This window comes from Pseudomonas sp. AA-38, from assembly GCF_029457475.1.
In the GTDB taxonomy this organism is placed as follows: Bacteria; Pseudomonadota; Gammaproteobacteria; order Pseudomonadales; family Pseudomonadaceae; genus Aquipseudomonas.
This window is the reverse complement of the sequence record NZ_CP120359.1, coordinates 4,068,122-4,088,450: the sequence shown is the minus strand read 5'-3', so window position 1 is coordinate 4,088,450 and position 20,329 is coordinate 4,068,122. Positions and strand designations below refer to the sequence as shown.

The window sequence follows — 20,329 nt, the reverse complement described above, 5'->3', positions numbered from 1 at the left end:
TCTTTGAAAGGTCGTCATCATGTCCCGCCATGTCATCGCACTCCTTGCGTCCCTGGGTCTTTCCGTCCTGCTTTCTGCCTGTGGTAACGGCGAGCAGAACGAGCTGTCCATCCGCCCTGCCATGGTAGTACACCCCCAGCCAGCCGCCGCCCTGGTCGACAGCTACCCAGGGGAGGTACGCGCCCGCCTGGAGCCTGAACTGGCTTTCCGTATCGCTGGCAAGGTGAGCAAGCGCCTGGTGGACGTCGGGGATCGGGTCAAGCGCGATCAGCCACTGGCCGAACTGGATCCGCAGGATGTGCGTCTGCAACTGCAGGCCTCACGGGCCCAGGTGGCGGCGGCCGAGGCCAATCTGCAGACCCTGCGTGCCGAGCGTGAACGTTACAAGGCGTTGCTGGCACGCAACCTGGTCAGCCGCTCGCAATACGACAATCTCGACAACCAGTTCCGTTCTGCCGAAGCGCGACTCAAGCAGGTGCGGGCCGAATACGATGTGGCGCGCAATCAGACCGACTACACCGTGCTGCGCGCTCCGCAGGACGGGGTGATCGCGCGGCGCATGCTCGAAGTCGGGCAGGTGGTGGCGGCCGGGCAGGGCGTGTTCACTCTGGCAGCCGATGGTGAGCGTGAAGTGGCGATCAGCCTGCCCGAGCATAATTTCGGCCGCTTCCAGCTCGGCCAGAGCGTCGAGGTGGAGCTGTGGTCACAGCCGGGGCGGCGCTTCCCCGGGCGCATTCGCGAGATGGCACCGGCGGCCGATCCGCAGTCGCGTACCTTCGCCGCGCGAGTGGCCTTCGCTGAAGGCGATATACCAGCCGAACTGGGCCAGAGTGCGCGGGTGTTCATCGCCAGCGACGGCTTGGTGCCGCTGGCCGTGCCGCTGTCTGCCCTGAGCGCCGAGCAGGATCAGCCCTTCGTCTGGGTGGTCACATCTGCCGAGCACAAGGTGGAACGGCGGGCGGTGCGTGTGGGCGCCTATGGTGACAACCAGGTGCCGGTGCTCGAAGGGCTGAGCGCCAGCGACTGGGTCGTGGCTGCCGGCGTGCACATGCTGCGTGAGGGGCAGCAGGTACGCCCGGTCGATCGTGACAATCGCAACGTCGACATGGCCGCCAAGGAGTAAGCCGATGAGCTTCAACCTGTCTGCCTGGGCGTTGCGCCACCGCGAGATCGTGCTCTATATCATGCTGCTGCTGGCCATAGTCGGTGGTATTTCCTACACCAAGCTGGGGCAGAGCGAGGATCCACCCTTCACGTTCAAGGCCATGGTGATTCGCACCAACTGGCCGGGTGCCAGTGCCGAAGAGGTGGCACGTCAGGTCACCGAGCGTATCGAGAAGAAACTGATGGAAACCGGCGAGTACGACCGCATCGTCAGTTTCTCGCGGCCGGGGGAGTCGCAGGTTACCTTTATGGCCCGCGACTCGATGCGCAGCGCCGAGATTCCCGAGCTTTGGTATCAGGTGCGCAAGAAGATCAGCGATATCCGCCATACCCTGCCAGTCGGCATCCAGGGGCCATTCTTCAACGATGAATTCGGCACCACCTTCGGCAACATCTACGCGCTGACCGGCAGTGGCTTCGATTACGCAGTGCTCAAAGATTATGCCGACCGCATCCAGTTGCAATTGCAGCGGGTCAAGGACGTGGGCAAGGTGGAGCTGGTCGGCCTGCAGGACGAGAAGATCTGGATCGAACTGTCCAACACCAAGCTGGCTACCCTGGGCCTGCCCCTGGCGGCGGTGCAGCAGGCGCTGGAAGCGCAGAATGCGGTGGCGCCTGCCGGCTTCTTCGAGACCGCCAGCGAGCGCATTCAGCTTCGCGTCACGGGGCGCTTCGAGTCGGTGGAGGAGATTCGCAGTTTCCCCATCCGCGTGGGCGATCGCACCTTCCGTATCAGCGACGTGGCGGAGGTCAAACGCGGCTTCAACGACCCGCCTGCACCGCGCATGCGCTTCATGGGTGAGGATGCCATCGGCATTGCCGTATCGATGAAGGACGGCGGCGACATCCTGGTGCTGGGCAAGGCACTGGAGGGTGAGTTCGCTCGCCTGCAGCAGACTTTGCCGCTGGGCATGGAGCTGCGCAAGGTGTCGGATCAGCCGGCAGCGGTGAAAGCCGGTGTGGGCGAGTTCGTCAAGGTGCTGGTGGAGGCCCTGACCATCGTCCTGCTGGTCAGCTTCTTCTCCCTCGGCCTGCGTACCGGCCTGGTGGTGGCGCTGGTGATTCCGCTGGTGCTGGCGATGACCTTCGCCGCCATGTACTACTTGGGGATCGGCCTGCACAAGATTTCCCTCGGCGCGCTGGTGCTCGGCCTGGGGTTGCTGGTGGACGATGCGATCATCGCGGTGGAGATGATGGCGATCAAGATGGAGCAGGGCTATGACCGCTTCAAGGCGGCCAGTTTCGCCTGGACCAGCACCGCCTTTCCCATGCTCACCGGGACCCTGATCACGGCGGCCGGTTTTCTGCCCATCGCCACGGCGCAATCGGGCACCGGCGAATACACCCGCTCGATCTTCCAGGTGGTGGTGATCTCCCTGGTGGCCTCGTGGATCGCCGCGGTGATGTTCGTCCCCTATCTGGGCGACAAGCTGCTGCCGGATCTGGCCAAGCTGCATGCGGCCAAGCATGGCGGCGATGGTGCGCACGACCCCTATGCCACGCCCTTCTACCGGCGGGTGCGAGGGCTGGTGGAGTGGTGCGTGCGCCGGCGCAAGACGGTGATCGTGCTGACGTTGGGTTTGTTCGTGGCCTCCATCCTGCTGTTTCGCTTCGTGCCGCAGCAGTTCTTCCCGGCCTCCGGGCGGCTGGAGCTGATGGTGGACATCAAGCTGGAGGAGGGCGCTTCGCTGAAGGCTACCGAAGCCGAGGTCAAACGCCTGGAGAAGATGCTGCAGAGCCAATCCGGCATCGACAACTACGTGGCTTACGTGGGCAGTGGTTCGCCGCGCTTCTATCTGCCGCTGGATCAGCAGTTGCCTGCCGCCAGCTTCGCCCAGTTCGTCGTGCTGGCCTCCAGCATCGAGGAGCGCGAGCGCCTGCGCACCTGGCTGATCGAGGTGATGGGTGACGAGTTCCCCAGCCTGCGCAGCCGCGTCAGCCGCCTGGAAAATGGCCCACCGGTGGGCTATCCGGTGCAGTTCCGGGTCAGTGGTGAGCATATCGACGAGGTGCGTGCGCTGGCGCGCCAGGTGGCGGACAAGGTGCGGGAAAATCCACACGTGGCCAACGTACACCTGGACTGGCAGGAGCCGAGCAAGGTGGTGATCCTCGATATCGATCAGGATCGCGCCCGGGCGCTGGGGGTCAACACCTCGGACCTGTCGCGCTTCCTGCGTGGTTCGCTGTCCGGCACCAGCGTCAGCCAATACCGCGAGGACAACGAGCTGATCGAGATCCTGCAGCGTGGCACGCCGGAGGAGCGCACGGCGCTCAGCCAGTTGCCGAGTCTGGCGGTGCCCACCGACAGCGGCCAGAGCGTGGCGCTGTCACAGGTGGCGACGCTGGAGTATGGCTTCGAGGAAGGCATCATCTGGCACCGTAATCGTCTGCCGACCGTTACCGTGCGTGCCGATGTCTATGGCAAGGAGCAGCCGGCCAGCCTGACGGCGCAGATACTGCCGACCCTGGAACCGATCCGCGCCGAGCTGCCCAGCGGTTACCTGCTGGAAGTGGGGGGCACGGTGGAAGATTCGGCTCGTGGACAGAAGTCGGTCAACGCCGGTATGCCGCTGTTCATCGTGGTGGTGCTGACCCTGCTGATGCTGCAGCTACGCAGCTTCTCGCGCTCGGCCATGGTGTTTCTCACCGCGCCGCTGGGGCTGATCGGGGTGACCCTGTTCCTGCTGATCTTCCGCCAGCCGTTCGGCTTCGTCGCCATGCTCGGCACCATCGCCCTGGCCGGCATGATCATGCGCAACTCGGTGATCCTGGTCGACCAGATCGAGCAGGACATCAGTCATGGGCTGGATCGCTGGCATGCCATCATCGAGGCCACGGTGCGGCGCTTCCGCCCCATCGTGTTGACCGCCCTGGCGGCGGTGCTGGCGATGATCCCGCTGTCGCGCAGCGTGTTCTTCGGGCCCATGGCGGTGGCCATCATGGGCGGGCTGATCGTCGCCACGGCGCTGACCCTGCTGTTCCTGCCGGCCCTCTACGCCGCCTGGTTCAGGGTCAAGGAGCGGGAAATGTAGGGTGCGCCGTGAGCACCAATAAGGCGGGGGCGATGCGCACGGCGCAGCCTGCGAAGCCGGACTGCTGGGAAAGCGCCATAAAAAACGGGAGCCACTGGCTCCCGTTTGTTCATTGCAGCGGATAAGACTTATTCGTCCATCTGCGACTGCAGGTAGTTCTGCAGGCCGACCGCTTCGATCAGGCCGAGCTGGGTTTCCAGCCAGTCGATATGCTCTTCCTCGGACTCCAGGATGTCTTCCAGCAGATCGCGGCTGGCGTAGTCGCCGGCGCTTTCGCAGTAGGCGATGGCCGCCTTGAGGTCGGCATGGGCCTTGTGCTCGATCTTCAGGTCGCACTCGAGCATTTCCTTGGTGTTCTCACCGATCAGGATCTTGCCCAGATCCTGCAGGTTGGGAATGCCTTCGAGAAAGAGGATGCGCTTGATCAGCTTGTCCGCATGCTTCATCTCGTCGATGGACTCGTGGTACTCATGCTCGCCGAGCTTCTTCAGGCCCCAATCTTCGTACATGCGCGCATGCAGGAAGTACTGGTTGATGGCGACCAGCTCATTACCGAGGATCTTGTTCAAATGCTGGATAACTTTCTTGTCACCTTTCATGGGCGCTCCTGCAAGGCATGTCGAGTTGTCGATAAGGCTGGATTTTCAGCCTTGATCAATCCTCTGTCAAACCTAACTATTTGAATTTTAAACGAAAATTAAACTTAATAAGAATGTTTAGAATCTGCATCGAGACGCCAAGCGCTTGAATTCAAATAATAAAAAATAAACGACGGCAGCCCCTTGGCACGGGAATGCCGAGATGCTGTGAAAATATTTTTAGCAACTTGGCTGCAAGCCTCTGGACGAGGCCCGCAGGCGAGCTCAGGCCGCGTAGGCCGAAGGATGGTGTTGTTGCAGGTAATGTTGCAGGCGTAGCTGCTGGGCGCTGCTCATGAACAGCCCCAGCTTGCTGCGGCGCCAGAGGATGTCGCTGCTGCTGCGTGCCCATTCCTCGCGGCACAGGTAGTCCACTTCGCGGGTGTAAAGACCGGCGCCCAGGTGTTCGCCCAGATCCGTGAGGCTGTTGACCCCTTCGAGCAGGCGCCATACCCGGCTGCCATAGCTGTTGGCCCAGCGCTGGGCCAGCGGTGCGGGCAGCCAGCCATGGCGTTTGCACAGTTGTTCGGTGAGGCTGGCAACGTCATCCATGTCCTCGCCACCGGGCAGGGGGGCGCCGGCCGTCCAGCTCGGCCCCATGCGCGGAAAGCTCGGCTGTAGAAGTGCCATCGCCGATTCCGCCAGTTTGCGGTAGGTGGTGAGCTTGCCGCCGAACACCGAGAGCAAGGGTGCCTCTCCAGGGGCGCCGGCCAGCGACAGGGTGTAGTCGCGGGTGATCGCCGAAGGTTCATCGGATTCGTCGTCGCACAGGGGGCGCACACCGGCGAAGCTGTGCAGCACGTCGCCGCGCACGAGCTGCTTGCGAAAGTGGTCGTTGACCACCTTGAGCAGGTAGTCGGTTTCTTCTTCGCTGATCGCCACCTTGGCCGGATCGCCCTGGTATTCGCGGTCGGTGGTGCCGATCAGGGTGAAACGCTGCAGGTAAGGGATGGCGAAGACGATGCGGCGATCCTCGTTCTGCAGGATGTAGGCCTGCTCGCCGTCGAACAGCTTGGGCACCACGATATGGCTGCCCTGGATCAGGCGGATGCCGTAGGGCGATTCCTGCTTGAGGTCTTCGCGCAGCAGACGTGCCACCCAGGGGCCGGCGGCATTGACCAGGCCGCGTGCGCGAATCGAGAACAGGCTGCCATCGGCACGCTCCAGATGGATGTGCCACAGGCCCTTGCTGCGGCGGGCGCTGACGCAGCGGGTGCGCGGATGGATATGCGCGCCTTTTTCCCGTGCGGCCATGGCGTTGAGCACCACCAGGCGGGCATCGTCGACCCAGCAGTCGGAATACTCGAAGCCGCGGGTGATATCCGCCTTGAGCGGGCTGCCCGCGCCGAAACGCAGGCTGCGCGAGGCCGGCAGGCGCTCACGCTTGCCGAGGTGATCATAAAGGAACAGGCCGGCGCGGATCATCCAGGCCGGACGCAGGTGCGGGCGGTGCGGCAGTACGAAGCGCATCGGGCTGACAATGTGCGGCGCCTTGGCCAGCAGTACTTCACGCTCGGCCAGGGCTTCGCGCACCAGGCGAAATTCATGATGTTCGAGATAGCGCAGGCCGCCATGGATCAATTTGCTGCTGGCCGAGGAGGTATGGCTGGCCAGGTCGTCCTTCTCGCACAGGAACACGGACAGGCCGCGTCCGGCGGCATCGGCGGCGATGCCAGCCCCGTTGATACCGCCGCCGACGACGGCGAGGTCATAGACTTCGGCAACAGGACTGGCGAGATGATCATGGGGCATGGCGGCACACTCGGCATGAAATCGACTGGGTTATGTTCGTTTCCGAACATACTCTAGTCGAATGTGCGCATACGTGCCAGGTGCTCGTGCGTTTTCGCGCCGAGCGGTCGACCTGCTGTCTCAGACCAGGTCGAGGTGCACCTTGTTGGCCTGCAGCAGGCGCAACACCGGAGCGGGGGGCTGACTGTCGGTGAACACGCGGTCGACCAGGCTGATCGAACCCAGGCGCACCACGGCGTTACGCCCGAACTTGCTCGAGTCGGCGGCGAGAAAGACCTGCCGCGCGTTGTCGATGATGGCCTGGGAGACGCGCACTTCCTGATAGTCGAAATCCAGCAGGCTGCCGTCTTCGTCGATGCCGCTGATGCCGACGATGGCGTAATCGACCTTGAACTGCTGGATGAAGTCCACCGCTGCCTGGCCGACCACGCCACCATCGGCGCGCACCGTGCCGCCAGCCACCAGCACCTCGAAATCCGCCTTGGCGCTGAGCTGGGCGGCGACGTGCAGGTTATTGGTGATGATCTTCAGGCCCTTGTGGTTCTGCAATTCACGGGCGATGGCCTCGGTGGTGGTGCCGATGTTGATGAACAGCGAGGCATGGTCGGGAATCTGTGCCGCCACGGCTTCGGCGATGCGTTGCTTCTCGTCGCGCATTTGCCCGGCACGCATGCCGTAGGCGGTGTTCTGAATGCTCGAGGCCTCGCAGGCGGCGCCGCCATGGGTGCGGCGCAGCAGGCCCTGTTCGGCAAGCTGGTTGATGTCGCGGCGGATGGTCTGCGGCGTCACGGCGAAGGCCTGGGCCAGTTCGTCGATGCTGACGTAGCCGCGCTCGCGGGCGAGGTTGAGGATGTCGTGCTGGCGGGGAGCGAGGTTCATGAGCGCTTCCTGTGAGGTTTCCTCATTATAGGGTGTAGCGATGAGCGTTTTCGGCCTGCTACTGTAAGGCATCTTTCTTTGTATTTTCACATCCGAACATGACTCCTGCGATCGATCTGTTGAAGAAGGCCAAGGCCGAGCACCGTGTGCTCAGTTATCAGCATGACCCCAAGGCTCCTTCCTATGGGCTGGAAGCGGCGGAAAAGCTGGGGCTGGCGCCGGAACGGGTGTTCAAGACGCTGTTGGCGGTGACCGAGAAAGGTGAGTTGCTGGTAGCGGTGGTGCCGGTGACCGGCAGTCTCGATCTCAAGGCGCTGGCCAGCGCCGCCGGGGTGAAGAAGGCCGATATGGCCGACCCGGCCGCCGCGCAGCGGGCAACCGGTTACCTGGTGGGCGGCATCAGCCCGCTTGGCCAGAAGAAGCGCCTGCGCACCTTCATCGACAACTCGGCACGTCAGCATGCGAGCATCCACGTCAGCGCCGGGCGGCGTGGCTTGGAGTTGGAGCTTTCGGCCGAGGTGCTGGCGCATTACACCCAGGGGCACTTCGCGGCCATCGGCAAGGTCTGACGACCCGACGCGCCTAGATCGATTCATGAACAGCCTCTCGATGGGGCTCGCCTCCAGGCAGGCGGCCCATGATGCAGACAAAAGTGGCGAGAGCCATTGATAACAACAAGGAAAAGCCATGTCTCAGTACCTGTTAGCCATCGACCAGGGCACCACCAGCTCCCGCGCCATCGTCTTCGACACCGAGGGCCGCCCCGTGGCGCGGGCGCAGCAGGAGTTCCGCCAGTATTTCCCCCGGGATGGCTGGGTCGAGCACGATGCCGAGGAAATCTGGTCGTCCACCCTGGCGGTCTGCCGGGAGGCCATCGCCAGCAGCGGCCTGGCTGTCGAGGCGATCGCCGCCATCGGCATCACCAACCAGCGCGAAACCACCCTGGTGTGGGATGCCGCCAGTGGTGAGCCGATCCATCCGGCCATCGTCTGGCAGGATCGGCGCACCGCCGATTACTGTGCACGGCTCAAGGCCGAAGGCCACGAGGCGCTGGTGTCGGCCAACAGCGGCCTGCTGATCGACCCTTACTTTTCCGCCACCAAGCTGCGCTGGATCCTGGAAAACGTGCCTGGCGCCCGTGAGCGTGCCGAGCGCGGCGAGCTGCGTTTCGGTACCGTCGACAGCTTCCTGCTGTGGCGTCTGACCGGCGGCAAGGTGCACCGCACCGATGCCAGCAATGCCTCGCGCACGCTGATGTTCAACATCCACGAGCAGCGCTGGGATGAAGAGTTGTTGAAGCTGTTCGAGATTCCCGCCAGCCTGCTGCCCGAGGTGCTCGATTGCGCCGCCGAGTTCGGCCACGCCGACGCCGAGCTGTTCGGCGCCAGCATTCCGGTGCTGGGCATGGCCGGCGACCAGCAGGCCGCGCTGATCGGCCAGGCCTGCTTCCAGCCGGGCATGGTCAAGAGCACCTACGGCACCGGCTGCTTCATGATCCAGAACACCGGCAGCGAGCCGGTCAGCTCGAAGAATCGTCTGCTCACTACCGTCGGCTATCGCCTCGGCGGCAAGGTCACCTACGCGGTGGAAGGCAGCATCTTCGTGGCCGGGGCTGCCGTGCAGTGGCTGCGTGACGGTATCAAATTGATCAGCCATGCCCGCGACAGCGAAGCGCTGGCCGAGCAGACCGGCCAGGCCTGTGGTGTGTATCTGGTACCGGCGTTCACAGGGCTGGGGGCGCCTTATTGGGATCCCAAGGCGCGTGGCGCGATCTTCGGTCTGACTCGCGATACCGGCATCAAGGAGATCGTCACCGCCGGCCTGCAATCGGTGTGCTACCAGACCCGCGATCTGCTCGAAGCCATGCGCCAGGACGGCGCCGCCGCGCCCAGCGCCCTGCGTGTGGATGGCGGCATGGTGGAAAACAACTGGGTCATGCAGTTTCTCGCCGACATCCTCGGTGTCAGCGTCGAGCGCCCCGAGGTGACCGAAACCACGGCCCTCGGTGTGGCCTACCTGGCCGGTCTGCAACTGGGCCTGTATGCCGATCTGGATGCCATCGCCAGCCATTGGCACCGCCAGCAGCGCTTCGAGCCGAAGATGGACGAAGCGCAGCGGGGGCAACTTTATGAAGGTTGGCTGGACGCCGTGCAGCGAGTGCGCAGCGAAGCCTGAGGCAACTGTTCGGTTGCAACTGTGTCTGGTGGCGGAGGATTCGGGCCGGCATGCTCGTGGTTACCCAAGTAGCCAGGACATCCGTCATGCCCCTCGAATTCCATCAGGTCGATGCCTTCACCGCACAGCCTTTCGCCGGCAACCCGGCCATGGTCTATCGCCTCGACGCCTGGCTCGATGAGGCGTTGATGCAGTGCATCGCCGCCGAGCACAACCTCGCGGAAACCGCTTTCGTGGTGAAGGAGGAGGGCGTCTGGCATATCCGCTGGTTCACCCCCGGCAGCGAGGTGCCATTGTGCGGTCACGCCACGCTGGCCACGGCCAAGGTGCTGTTCGATCTCTATGACGAGCCGGGCGAGGTACTGGATTTCACCTGCCTGTCCGGCCCGTTGCGCGTGACCCGCCAGGGCGAGCGGCTGGAGCTGGACTTCCCGGTGCGCCCGACCGTGCCGGTGACGCCTGCGTTACGAGCCGATGTCGAGGCGGCATTGGGGCAGTCGGCTGGCGAGGTGCGGGCGCTGCTCAACCCGGATGGCAGCGTGCAGGAGCTGATGGCGGTAATGGCCAGCGAGGCCGAGGTGCGCGCCTTCGTGCCCAATCTGCCGGCTCTTGCGGCGTTGCCTGGGCTGGGGGTGCTGATCAGTGCGCCGGGCGAGCGGCACGATTTCGTCTCGCGCTATTTCGCCCCGGCCATCGGCATCGATGAAGACCCGGTCACCGGCTCGACCCACTGCATGCTGGTGCCTTACTGGGCAGAACGGCTCGGACGTGATCGCTTCAGCGCTTTCCAGTGCTCGGCGCGCGGTGGCGAGCTGCACTGCCAACTGCAGGGCGAGCGGGTGAAGATCGCCGGGCAGGCCCGGCATGTCGCCAGCGGTCGGTTGTTCGTCTGAGGTTCAGTCGCTGCTGACCCGGCGCACGCCACTGGATTCGCCAAGGCTGATCTGGGCGGCGACGCTGCCCTGGGCCGGGAAGGCCACCAGGTGGTCGGCGGCGACGCGGATGCCCACTTCGTCCCCCGGCAGATGGTCGGCATGGCTGGGGAATATCGATTCCAGCTGAGTGCCGGTGGGCAGTTGCAGGCGGTAGAGGGTGGCGGCGCCGAGGAAGGTCTTGCCGACGATGCGTGCCTGCAGCGCGCTATCCGGATCCGCCACGATGTCGTCCGGGCGCAGCAGCACGTCCACCGCGCTGCCCTGTGCCCAGGTGTAGGCGCGGTTGCCGCGGATCTCGCCCAGCTCGGTCTGCACCCTGTTCGGGGCGAGCAACTGGCCGCGAATGAAGTAGCCCTGGCCGATGAAGCTGGCGACGAAGGGCGTCAGCGGCTCGTGATAGAGGTTGAACGGCGTGTCCCATTGTTCCAGATGGCCGCTCTTGAACACGCCGACCTGATCGCTGACGGCGAAGGCTTCTTCCTGGTCGTGGGTGACCAGGATGGCGCTGGTGCCGCGTGCCTTGAGAATCTCGCGCACCTCATGGCTGAGGCGCCGGCGCAGTTCGCCATCGAGGTTGGAGAACGGCTCGTCGAGCAGCAGCAGTTGTGGCGAAGGCGCCAGGGCACGGGCCAGGGCGACGCGCTGTTGCTGACCACCGGACAGCTCGTGCGGGTAGCGCTTGGCCAGGTGGCCGAGCTTGACCAGTTCGAGCAACTCGTCAGTGATGCGTTGGGCATCGGGCTGCTGGCGAATGCCGAAGGTGACATTCTGCGCCACGTTCAGATGGGGGAACAGGGCGTAGTCCTGGAACACCATGCCGATGCGGCGTTTCTCCGGTGCCAGGGTAAAGCCGGGGCGGGAGATGACCTCGCCACCTAGCTCGATCTCGCCGCTGAGGATCGGCTCGAAACCGGCGATGGCGCGCAGGGTGGTGGTCTTGCCGCAGCCTGAAGGGCCGAGCAGACAGCCGATGTCACCGGCGTTGAGGTGCAGATCGAGTGCCTGCACCACCTTGTGCGCCTGGTAGCCACAGCTCAGCCCGCGTAGCTGCAGCAGCGCGCTCATGCGTGGTGGTACGCCGGCTCGACCAGCAGTTCCAGCAGCGCCTTCTGCGCGTGCAGGCGGTTCTCGGCCTGATCCCAGGCCACCGAGCGTGGGTCATCGAGCATGTCGACGCTGATTTCCTCGCCACGGTGCGCCGGCAGGCAGTGCATGAACAGCACGTTGTCGGCGGCGAGGTCGAGCAATTGCGGGGTGACCTGATAGGGTCGGAAGCGCGCCAGACGCTGCTCGGCCTCTTCTTCCTGACCCATGGAGGCCCATACATCGGTGCTGACCAGATGGGCGCCGGCCACGGCCTCGCGCGGATCACGCAGCACCTGCACGCGCTCGCCGGCCAGGGAGAGGAAGCGTGCATCGGGCTCGTAACCTTCGGGGCAGGCGACGCGCAACTGGAAGTCGAACTGCATCGCCGCCTCGATGTAGGAATTGCACATGTTGTTGCCGTCGCCGATCCAGGCCACCGTCTTGCCGGCGATGCTGCCGCGGTGTTCGAGGAAGGTCTGCATGTCGGCCAGTAGCTGGCAGGGGTGCAGGTCATCGGACAGGCCGTTGATCACCGGCACCTTGGACTTGGCGGCGAACTCGGTGAGGTTGCTGTGGGCGAAGGTGCGGATCATCACCGCATCGAGCATGCTCGACATGACGATGGCGGCGTCGCCGATCGGCTCGCCACGGCCCAGTTGGGTATCGCGCGGCGAGAGGAAGATGGCCTGGCCGCCGAGCTGGATCATGCCGGCCTCGAACGACAGGCGGGTGCGGGTCGAGGCCTTCTCGAAGATCATGCCCAGCACGCGGTTCTTTAGCGGCTCGAACAGCACGCCGCGATTGCGCAGATCCTTCAGCTCGATGCCTCGGCGGATCAACCCCACCAGTTCGTCCGGTGTGTAATCCATCATCGAGAGAAAATGTCTGACGCTCATCGTTAACTACCTTTATCACTACAGTTCGCAAGCTGGTGCCGCTGCATAAGTGCTGAAAACGGCGAAGCTTGCGGCAGGAGGCCGCAGGATGCGACGAAACAGGGGGAAGGCGCGATCTTATAAGGAAATGACGAGGCGGCGCAAATTGCCGCCCCATAATGGACAAATCGCTGTTTTGTAAGCTATTTCCTAAACCCTTGTGCGACCTGTCACAAAAATGACATTGAAGCTTGCGCCGCTCTAGATCGGCCTTCTAGGATGCCGCCGCCTTTCCAAGGCAATGCATTGCCCCCGTAATGGGGTTCCCATGGAAAATATTGTGCAAAGGAGTTTTGCATGAAACACGTAGCCTACGCCGCCGCTTTCTCCGCTCTCGCCCTGCTGACTGGCTGTGCCAGCCAGAACGTTAGCCAACCGACCGCTCCGCTGACTGGCGCTGTCGAGACTAACCTCAAGGCGGACGTGAAAGTGGGCGAGCCCATCTCCGGTCAATCTTCGGTGAACATCCTGTTCGGTGTGTTCAAGCTGGGTGGTGATACCCAGTTCGCCGACGGCGTGACCTACGGTGGTGGCGAGGGTGGTTTCGCGCTGGGTCTCGACCCGGTTGCTTCCGCCAAGTCCGCAGCTGCCTACAAGGCAGTCAAGGCCTCGGGTGCCGACCTGATCGTCGCCCCGCGTTACGAAGTGAACGTTCAGGATTACTTCGTGTACAAAACCGTTAACGTCAACGTTACCGGCAAGAAAGGCACCGTGACCTCCATCCGTTAATTCGGATAGTCAGGGTAGCTGTCTGAATCGGCAGGCTTGATGCCTGCCGATTCATGAGACGAACGCTGCTGGCGTCGTCGTCTCGCCCGGCCCATAGTTCCAGACCTGCGACCACGATGGTCGACATGGATCAGAACAAGAGGCCCGGCCATGACCCAGTCCCTCCATTACCGTGCATGCCACCTGTGCGAAGCCATCTGCGGCCTCGCCATCGAAACCGCGACCCAGCCTGACGGCAGCACGCAGATTCGCTCGATCAAGGGCGACGCCCAGGACAGCTTCAGCCGTGGCCATATCTGCCCCAAGGCCGTGGCGCTGCAAGACATCCAGAACGACCCCGACCGCATTCGCCAACCCATGCGCCGTATCGGCGACACATGGCAGGCCATTGCCTGGGAGGACGCCTTCGCCCTGGTCGCCGAGCGTCTGAGCGCGATCCAGGCCGCTCATGGGCAGAACGCGGTGGCCGTGTACCAGGGCAACCCCAGCGTGCACAACTATGGGCTGATGACCCATAGCAACTACTTCCTCGGCCTGCTGAAGACCCGCAACCGTTTCTCCGCCACCTCGGTCGACCAGCTTCCGCACCATCTCACCAGCCACCTGATGTATGGCCATGGTCTGCTGATCCCGGTGCCCGATATCGATCACACCGACTTCATGCTGATCCTCGGCGGCAACCCGCTGGCCTCCAATGGCAGCATCATGACCGTGCCGGACGTGGAGAAACGCCTGAAAGCCATCCAGGCCCGTGGTGGCAAGCTGGTGGTGGTCGACCCGCGGCGCAGCGAGACCGCGGCGATCGCCGACCAGCATCTGTTCGTGCGTCCCGGCAGTGACGCCGCCTTGCTGCTGGGCATGCTCAACACCCTGTTCGACGAGGGGCTGACCCGCCCCAGTCACCTGCCGGTCGAAGGGCTGGAGCAGGTGCGTGAAGCCATCGCAGCCTTCGATGCCGAGGCGATGAGCGCGCGCTGCGGGGTGCCGGCGGAGACAATCCGCCAACTGGCACGGGACTTCGCCGCCGCCGACAAGGCGGTGTGCTACGGGCGCATGGGGGTTTCCACCCAGGCCTTCGGCACCCTGTGCCAGTGGTTGGTGCAGTTGATCAACCTGGTCAGCGGCAACCTCGACCGCGCGGGTGGCGTGCTCTGCACCCAGCCGGCGGTGGATCTGGTGGCGAGCACTTCGGGTGGGCATTTCAACCGCTGGCAGAGTCGCGTGTCCGGGTTGCCGGAGTACGGCGGCGAGCTGCCGGTAGCGGCGCTGGCCGAAGAGATGCTCACCCCTGGCGAGGGGCAGGTGCGTGCCTTGATCACCGTGGCCGGCAATCCGGTGCTGTCCACACCCAACGGGCGCAAGCTGGAGCAGGCGCTGGAGGGGCTGGACTTCATGCTGGCGGTGGACTTCTACATCAACGAAACCACCCGCCATGCCGACCTGATCCTGCCGCCGACCGCGCCGCTGGAGCACGACCACTACGACACCACCTTCAACCTGCTGGCCGTGCGCAACGTCACCCGCTTCAACGAGGCGGTACTGGCCAAGCCGCAGGGCGCCCTGCACGACTGGGAGATCTTCGTCGGCCTGGCCCAGGCCTTCGCCAAGCACAATGGTCTGGAGCTGAAACCGACCCTGGCCCCGGAGCAGATGATCGACATGGGCCTGCGCTTCGGCCCCTATGGTGATCGCAGCGAGCGCAAGCTCAGCCTGGCGGCGCTGCGCGAGCAGCCGCACGGTATCGACCTGGGGCCGCTGCAGGCGAACCTGGTGGCACGTCTGAAGACTCCGAGCAAGGCGGTGCAGGCTGCACCCGAGCTGCTGTTGGCCGATCTGGCGCGTTTTGCCGAGCAGGCCGCGTCGGCTGCCGATGAGCTATTGCTGATCGGTCGTCGCCATGTGCGCAGCAACAATTCCTGGATGCACAACTATCATCGCCTGGTGAAGGGCAAGCCGCGCCATCAGTTGTTGATGAACCCGGCCGATCTGGCCAGTCGTGGTCTGGCCGATGGTCAGCGCGTACAGGTACGTTCGCGGGTCGGCAGCATCGAGGTAGAGGTGGCAGCCAGCGACGAGGTGATGGCCGGTGTGGTCAGCCTGCCCCATGGTTGGGGACATGCCCGTCCGGGCGTGCAACTGGACATCGCCCGTGCGCAACCGGGTGCCAGTGCCAACGACCTGACCGACGAGCGTCGGCTCGATGCACTGTCCGGCAATGCCGTGCTCAATGGCGTGCCGGTGCAGGTGGTGGCTGCGTAGGCCGCTAAGATCCAAGGTCGCATTGAGACAATGTGGCGACGGCAAGGCCGAGCATTATGCTCGGCTTTTCGCTACAATCGCGCCACCGTGGCGACCTTCGGGTCGCGAAGTCTATGCCGAGGTGCCCCATGGATATCATCGAAATCATCAAAGAGCAGATCGCCAACAACACCGTTCTGCTGTACATGAAAGGCTCGCCCAACGCTCCGCAGTGTGGCTTCTCCGCCCGTGCCGCGCAGGCGGTGATGGGCTGCGGCGAGAAGTTCGCCTACGTCGACATCCTGCAGAATCCGGAAATCCGCGCAAACCTGCCCAAGTACGCCAACTGGCCGACCTTCCCGCAACTCTGGGTGGCCGGTGAACTGGTCGGCGGCAGCGACATCCTCAGCGAGATGTATGAGAAGGGCGAGCTGCAGACCCTGATCAAGGATGCCGTGAGCAAGGCCAGCGCCTGATCGCCAGCCGTGCACGACAAAGAACCCGCCTCGGCGGGTTCTTTGCTTTCTGCCATCAGCTTTCTATTTCTGCAGCCACTGGCCGTTCAACTGGATGTACTGGCCCTTTGGGGTGCGGTCGATGGCCTTCTTGCCGGCGATGGCCTCCACATCGCTGAGGCCGATGCCGTTGTCCTTGGCCACTTTCTGGTATTCGGCGCGGCGCGCCTGGTTGATCAGCCGGGCGATCTCCTCGGCCTGGCCGCCGGGCCTGACCACGCCGAGATAACCATTGGGCTGCTCGCCCAGTTGGCCGCTGGTCTTGGCTTCGCTCAGGGCGCTCATGGCCTGGTTGAGACTCATGGCATAGGCCGGCAGGCTCAGGGTCAGTGCCAGCAGCAGCGTCGAGAGGTATCGAATCATCGTCTTTCTCCGTGGAACCGGTCGGGCAGGGGGCTCAGAACAGACCGCTGTCTTCGTTGAAGACCTCGTCAAGCGCCCTGTCCACCTTGATGTAGATTTCATGCTCGACCTTGACGTTGAGGTTGATGTTGATCGGCTCGTTGGGCATGGCCAGTTGCACCGTCGGGGTGCAGGCCTGGCACAGTAGCCCGAGGCTCAGGGCGGCGAGGAGGCGATACGGGCGCATGGCGCTACTCCTTGGGTGCTTGGGGGACGCGCTGGCGCATCCGTTGCTGAATCCGTCGCTGGATGATGTCGTTGACCTTGCCGGTCAGTTGCAGGCTGGCCAGCAGGGCTGGAATGTCTTCTTCCAGATTGATGTTGAAGTGAATGGGGCGGCCCTGCTCGATGGCCGGGTTCTGTCCATGCAGGCGTATGCCAAGGCGCAGTGTGCCGGAGCTGTCGTAGTCGAGGCTACTGCTGAGCAGATCGTAGTGGAAGTCCTGCAGCGCGTCGGTGACCAGCTTCATGCCGGGGTTGGTCTGGCCCATGGCGCGTATGCGCGGTGAGTCAAAGCGCAGGCGCCCACCGGGCGGGCGGGCCTGGATCTGGCCGCCTTCGATGCTCAGGCCTGTGCCCAGGTGCACGGGCAGGGTGCCATCGATCAGGCCGCTGCCGGCCAGCCCCTCGGTGGGATAGACACGAAACAGGGTTTCCAGATTCAGGCCGCGTAGCTGCAAGGGCAACACCTGTTCGGGCTGCGCCAGATCCCAACGGGTGGCATCCAGGCTGAGCTGACCATCGAGCACGCCCAGTTGCGCCTGTTGCAGGTGCACCTGGCCGACTCCGGGCTTGTTCAGGCGCGCCTGGTAAGACCCCTGTAGCTTCAGTGGCCCGAGCACGATACCGGGATCGATTTCGGCGGCCTGCAGATCGGCGAGCTGCAGGTTCAGACGATCACCGTCGAGAGCCAGGCGCAGCGTGCCGTCGACCCCACTCAGGCTGCTGCGGTCGTAGATACCGGCCAGGCCCTTGCCGCTCAGCTCGGCATTCAGGTGCAGCGGCTGGCCAACGGGTAGCGCCAAGTGGGCCTGGCCGTGCAGGCGGCCCTGATCCAGCGACAGCAGCGGTGGCCAGTGGCGCAGGGTGGCTGGCAAGGGGTTGCCGGCGCGCAGGAACAACTCGTCCAGGCGGGCGTCCAGGCGCATGCCGCTTGCCGCATCACGTTGCAGTTGCAGGCCCAGTTGCAGGCCGGAGTCGGCCGCCAGCGAACCCGTGGCGGACTGCTCATCGAGAGTGGCCTGCACTTCACCTTGCCATCGCCAGCCTTGGGGGTTCAGCACCGCCTGCCGCAGTTCGCCCAGTTCCAGCTTGAGCGGGCCGCTCAATTGCGGCGACTGGGGTGAGCCTGTCAGTTTCAGAGCGGCCAGTTCGGCATGCAGTCGCCTGGCTTGCACTTCTGCTTGTTGCACACGTTCGAGGGTCAGTTGCGAGCCGGGTTCGAGCTGCAGATCCACATGCTGTTCGGCGAGCATGCCGGCAAGCTGCAGTTTCAGGTCGATGCCCCCGAGCTGGCTGTCGGCCAGTTGCAGGCGTTCGCTGCGGGCATGCAGGTGCGCCTGTCTGACCTGGAGTTGCCAGCCCGGCCACTGCCCGAGCGCCAGTTCGGCTTCGGCCTCCAGGCGCAGCGGGCCCTGGCTGCTCAGGGCCAGGTGCAGGGCGATATCGGTTTCGTCCTGCTTGGCTACCGGGCTCAGGCGCAGCGTCAGTGGGCCGCTGTCCAGGCCCTCGGCTATCTGAGCCTGCCAGGGCGCGGCGCCTGGGTCGAGCTGCAGTTCGCCTTGCAGTTGCCGCGCCTGCCAGCGCGTGCCCAGGTTCTCCAGGTGCAGCGCCAGCGTGCCACTGAGCAGGCCGAGCCTTGGCACTGGCCAGGGTTCGGGTAATTGTGCATCCAGTTGCAGCCAGCCAGGGCTTTGCAGCAGGTGCGACAAGGCCGCCGTGTCGCCCAGTTGCACCTGCCACTGGGCATTGAGTGCCATCTGTCGCGGGGCCTGGGGCAGGGCGGTGTCATCGCGCAACAGCCATTCGCCCAGCCAGTCGACGACCCAGGCAAGATCCCCGCTACCCGGGGTGCCCAGTTCGCCCTGCCAGCGCAGGCCGGCAGCCTCTGGTTGCAGGCGGGTATCCAGGAGCATCTGCAACTGTTCATCGAGCAGCAGGCTGGCGGTCAGGTGCCGCGGCGTGTCGCGCGTTGGCGCCAGGCCCTCGAGCGTTGCCCGTAGTTCGGCGTGGTGTTCGCCGCGCAGCAGTTGCGCACTCAGTTGCAGGGCGTCGCCCTGCTGGCGCAGTTCGAGGTCGCCTGCCAGCGTGCAGCGGCCCCTGGCGCAGGGTAGGTGCGCGTCGATGCTCTGCAGTTGAATGTGCGCAGGCAGCCAGGGCAGGATTGCCGCTAGCTGGCCGAGGTCGAGAGGCGGCTCGCTGCGACTTTCGCCGGAGCTGGCCTGCACTTCCACCTGCAGGCCATGCAGCGACAGGCTGGAGTGTGGCCACAGGCGCAGCCGTACTTGCTCGGCATGTAGGCGCAGGCTGCCATCGTCACGCAGCAGGCTGAGATCCTCGGCGTGCAGGCCCTGCCAGGTGGGGCCGAGACTGCGCCAGTCGAGCTGCAGGCCTTGTGCGTCCAGCAGGCCATGCACGCGGTAAGCGGCGTAGCCGGCGAGCATCAGCAGCAGTACCAGCAATGCTGCCAGGCTTTTCAGCCAGAATCGCCGGCTGCCCATGCTCTCTCCTCGTCCGCGCATCAGTCGGCGACGGTAACCCAAGGTGTCGAAGGTGCCAAGCCGGGGCGAACGGGCATTGCTGCTGATCCGCTTCTACCGCGCAGTTGCCGCCGTTCAGCGAATATCAGGCCTTGTTGGCAACCCCGGCGATTACCGGGCGACTCAGGCGCTGGGCTCGGCCATGCGTGCAGGGCAGGTGCAGACTTTCCGGTTCCGCTCGGCGCGCTGTCCGGCAGGCGGTAACAAGGTGGCGCTGTACGTATCTGGGCCTTTGCCGAGAACAAACCCCGTAATCTTCGGCTGTGGTTGTGCGAACCACGGCCGACTACGGGGCCTTCAAGCAGGCGCAGACGCCCGATCAACCGCGGCTGTTCCGTCGAGTGCAATTTCTGCTGCAGGGGCAGTTGCCGCAGCTGGCCTGAAATACTCGACGAACTGCCTGCAATGCCCCGAAACAGAGCGCTGCGCGGATTTGCCGCACGGAGTTGTGCACAATGACGGCGCAGCTTGTCATGTCACTGTCAAAAAGCGCCGTAAGCGTTTGATTTTTCGTAGCGCTTTATTAAGTCAATGAAAAATATGAAATTTTTTAGCTGGTGAAAAAATCGACAGTTTGTCTCGAAGCCCCGATTCTTAGGCACTCAAGCCCCTTTCGCGCAACTTGTTCACTGAGTTATCCACAGGTTCTGTGGATTGTGTCGAGACATCGCGCAGGAACCGAATTCACCTCGTCTGGCAAGTCTTTACCTTGGCGAAAAAAAGAGTAGAGTGGCGCGCCCCAGCAGTAACCCTCTGTTGATTTATGCCTCGTGTTCTCCCTGCAGTAGCCGCTGTCACCCCCTCTGGCCGCACCCGTTTGCCCATGCGTGTCGCGCTCTGGCTCCTCGACCGTCCGCGTCTGGGGCAAGCGCCCAGCGTCAAGCGCATCGCCGGCAACCTGCTCAAGCAACCGGCACGCAGAGGCTGCGTGCAGGCGCAAAGCCGCCTGGGCCAGTTGCTCTGCCGTGACTGTGGCAATACCCGTGATCGCCGTATCGGCTACGAACTGCTGCGTCAGGCGGCCCGTGCCGGTGATCGTGGCGCCCAACAGGAGCTGCAGCGCCTGTCGCGCTGAACACGGCTGCTGGCC

The 20,329-nt window shown here is 64.1% G+C and carries 17 protein-coding genes; 9 read left to right on the top strand and 8 right to left on the bottom strand.

Features of this window, described 5'->3' with window-relative positions; genetic code table 11:
- Nucleotides 1-19: 19 nt before the first annotated feature.
- On the top strand, nt 20-1,123 hold the full coding sequence (locus PVE35_RS18860; RefSeq protein ID WP_277372669.1) for an efflux RND transporter periplasmic adaptor subunit: 1,104 nt from the start codon (nt 20-22) through the stop codon (nt 1,121-1,123).
- Between the two features lie 4 nt (nt 1,124-1,127).
- On the top strand, nt 1,128-4,196 hold the full coding sequence (locus tag PVE35_RS18855; protein ID WP_277372668.1) for an efflux RND transporter permease subunit: 3,069 nt from the start codon (nt 1,128-1,130) through the stop codon (nt 4,194-4,196).
- A 128-nt stretch (nt 4,197-4,324) separates the two neighbouring features.
- On the opposite strand, the gene bfr is transcribed toward PVE35_RS18855, so the two are convergent.
- From bfr to PVE35_RS18840, 3 genes are all read right to left on the bottom strand, one after another.
- The gene (gene bfr, locus PVE35_RS18850; protein WP_268178648.1) at nt 4,325-4,795 is read right to left on the bottom strand and encodes a bacterioferritin; all 471 of its coding nucleotides are present in this window, start codon (nt 4,793-4,795) and stop codon (nt 4,325-4,327) included.
- A gap of 264 nt (nt 4,796-5,059) precedes the next feature.
- Complete coding sequence (gene glpD, locus PVE35_RS18845; RefSeq protein ID WP_277372666.1) at nt 5,060-6,586, bottom strand: glycerol-3-phosphate dehydrogenase; 1,527 nt, start codon at nt 6,584-6,586, stop codon at nt 5,060-5,062.
- A 120-nt stretch (nt 6,587-6,706) separates the two neighbouring features.
- Nucleotides 6,707-7,465, bottom strand: a complete 759-nt coding sequence (locus PVE35_RS18840) for a DeoR family transcriptional regulator (protein WP_268178646.1) — start codon at nt 7,463-7,465, stop codon at nt 6,707-6,709.
- Nucleotides 7,466-7,563: 98 nt separating this feature from the next.
- Between PVE35_RS18840 and ybaK the strand changes: the two genes are divergently transcribed.
- The 3 genes from ybaK (at nt 7,564) to PVE35_RS18825 (ending at nt 10,533) form a co-directional block, all read left to right on the top strand.
- Entirely contained in the window at nt 7,564-8,034 is a 471-nt protein-coding gene (gene ybaK, locus PVE35_RS18835) for a Cys-tRNA(Pro) deacylase (protein WP_277372665.1), read from the top strand.
- Between the two features lie 118 nt (nt 8,035-8,152).
- Entirely contained in the window at nt 8,153-9,640 is a 1,488-nt protein-coding gene (gene glpK / locus PVE35_RS18830; protein WP_277372664.1) for a glycerol kinase GlpK, read from the top strand.
- A gap of 86 nt (nt 9,641-9,726) precedes the next feature.
- Complete coding sequence (locus tag PVE35_RS18825) at nt 9,727-10,533, top strand: PhzF family phenazine biosynthesis protein (protein ID WP_268178643.1); 807 nt, start codon at nt 9,727-9,729, stop codon at nt 10,531-10,533.
- A gap of 3 nt (nt 10,534-10,536) precedes the next feature.
- Here the strand turns inward: PVE35_RS18825 and PVE35_RS18820 are convergent, their stop codons facing one another.
- Complete coding sequence (locus PVE35_RS18820; RefSeq protein ID WP_277372663.1) at nt 10,537-11,640, bottom strand: ABC transporter ATP-binding protein; 1,104 nt, start codon at nt 11,638-11,640, stop codon at nt 10,537-10,539.
- Nucleotides 11,637-12,557 (bottom strand): ornithine carbamoyltransferase, encoded by a 921-nt coding sequence (argF, locus tag PVE35_RS18815; protein ID WP_277372662.1) that lies wholly within the window; start codon nt 12,555-12,557, stop codon nt 11,637-11,639. The genes PVE35_RS18820 and argF overlap by 4 nt, the downstream gene beginning before the upstream one ends.
- A gap of 336 nt (nt 12,558-12,893) precedes the next feature.
- On the opposite strand from argF, the gene PVE35_RS18810 reads away from it, so the two are divergent.
- The 3 genes from PVE35_RS18810 (at nt 12,894) to grxD (ending at nt 16,039) form a co-directional block, all read left to right on the top strand.
- Nucleotides 12,894-13,325, top strand: a complete 432-nt coding sequence (locus PVE35_RS18810) for a hypothetical protein (protein ID WP_268178640.1) — start codon at nt 12,894-12,896, stop codon at nt 13,323-13,325.
- A gap of 150 nt (nt 13,326-13,475) precedes the next feature.
- Nucleotides 13,476-15,584 (top strand): molybdopterin oxidoreductase family protein, encoded by a 2,109-nt coding sequence (locus tag PVE35_RS18805; protein ID WP_277372661.1) that lies wholly within the window; start codon nt 13,476-13,478, stop codon nt 15,582-15,584.
- 128 nt (nt 15,585-15,712) lie between these two features.
- Complete coding sequence (gene grxD, locus PVE35_RS18800; RefSeq protein WP_277372660.1) at nt 15,713-16,039, top strand: Grx4 family monothiol glutaredoxin; 327 nt, start codon at nt 15,713-15,715, stop codon at nt 16,037-16,039.
- A 63-nt stretch (nt 16,040-16,102) separates the two neighbouring features.
- Here grxD and PVE35_RS18795 read toward each other — a convergent pair whose 3' ends face one another.
- From PVE35_RS18795 to PVE35_RS18785, 3 genes are read right to left on the bottom strand one after another with little or no spacing between them, the layout of a single operon-like run.
- Nucleotides 16,103-16,441 carry a YdbL family protein gene (locus PVE35_RS18795; protein ID WP_268178637.1) on the bottom strand — a complete coding sequence of 113 codons (339 nt, stop codon included), beginning with the start codon at nt 16,439-16,441 and terminating at the stop codon, nt 16,103-16,105.
- A gap of 34 nt (nt 16,442-16,475) precedes the next feature.
- Nucleotides 16,476-16,667: a YnbE family lipoprotein gene (locus PVE35_RS18790; protein WP_268178636.1), complete on the bottom strand. Its 192-nt coding sequence runs from the start codon at nt 16,665-16,667 to the stop codon at nt 16,476-16,478.
- Nucleotides 16,668-16,671: 4 nt separating this feature from the next.
- Nucleotides 16,672-19,200 (bottom strand): YdbH domain-containing protein, encoded by a 2,529-nt coding sequence (locus PVE35_RS18785; RefSeq protein ID WP_277372659.1) that lies wholly within the window; start codon nt 19,198-19,200, stop codon nt 16,672-16,674.
- Between the two features lie 862 nt (nt 19,201-20,062).
- Here PVE35_RS18785 and PVE35_RS18780 point away from each other — a divergent pair.
- Nucleotides 20,063-20,314: a sel1 repeat family protein gene (locus PVE35_RS18780; protein WP_268178634.1), complete on the top strand. Its 252-nt coding sequence runs from the start codon at nt 20,063-20,065 to the stop codon at nt 20,312-20,314.
- The last annotated feature ends 15 nt before the right edge of the window (nt 20,315-20,329 follow it).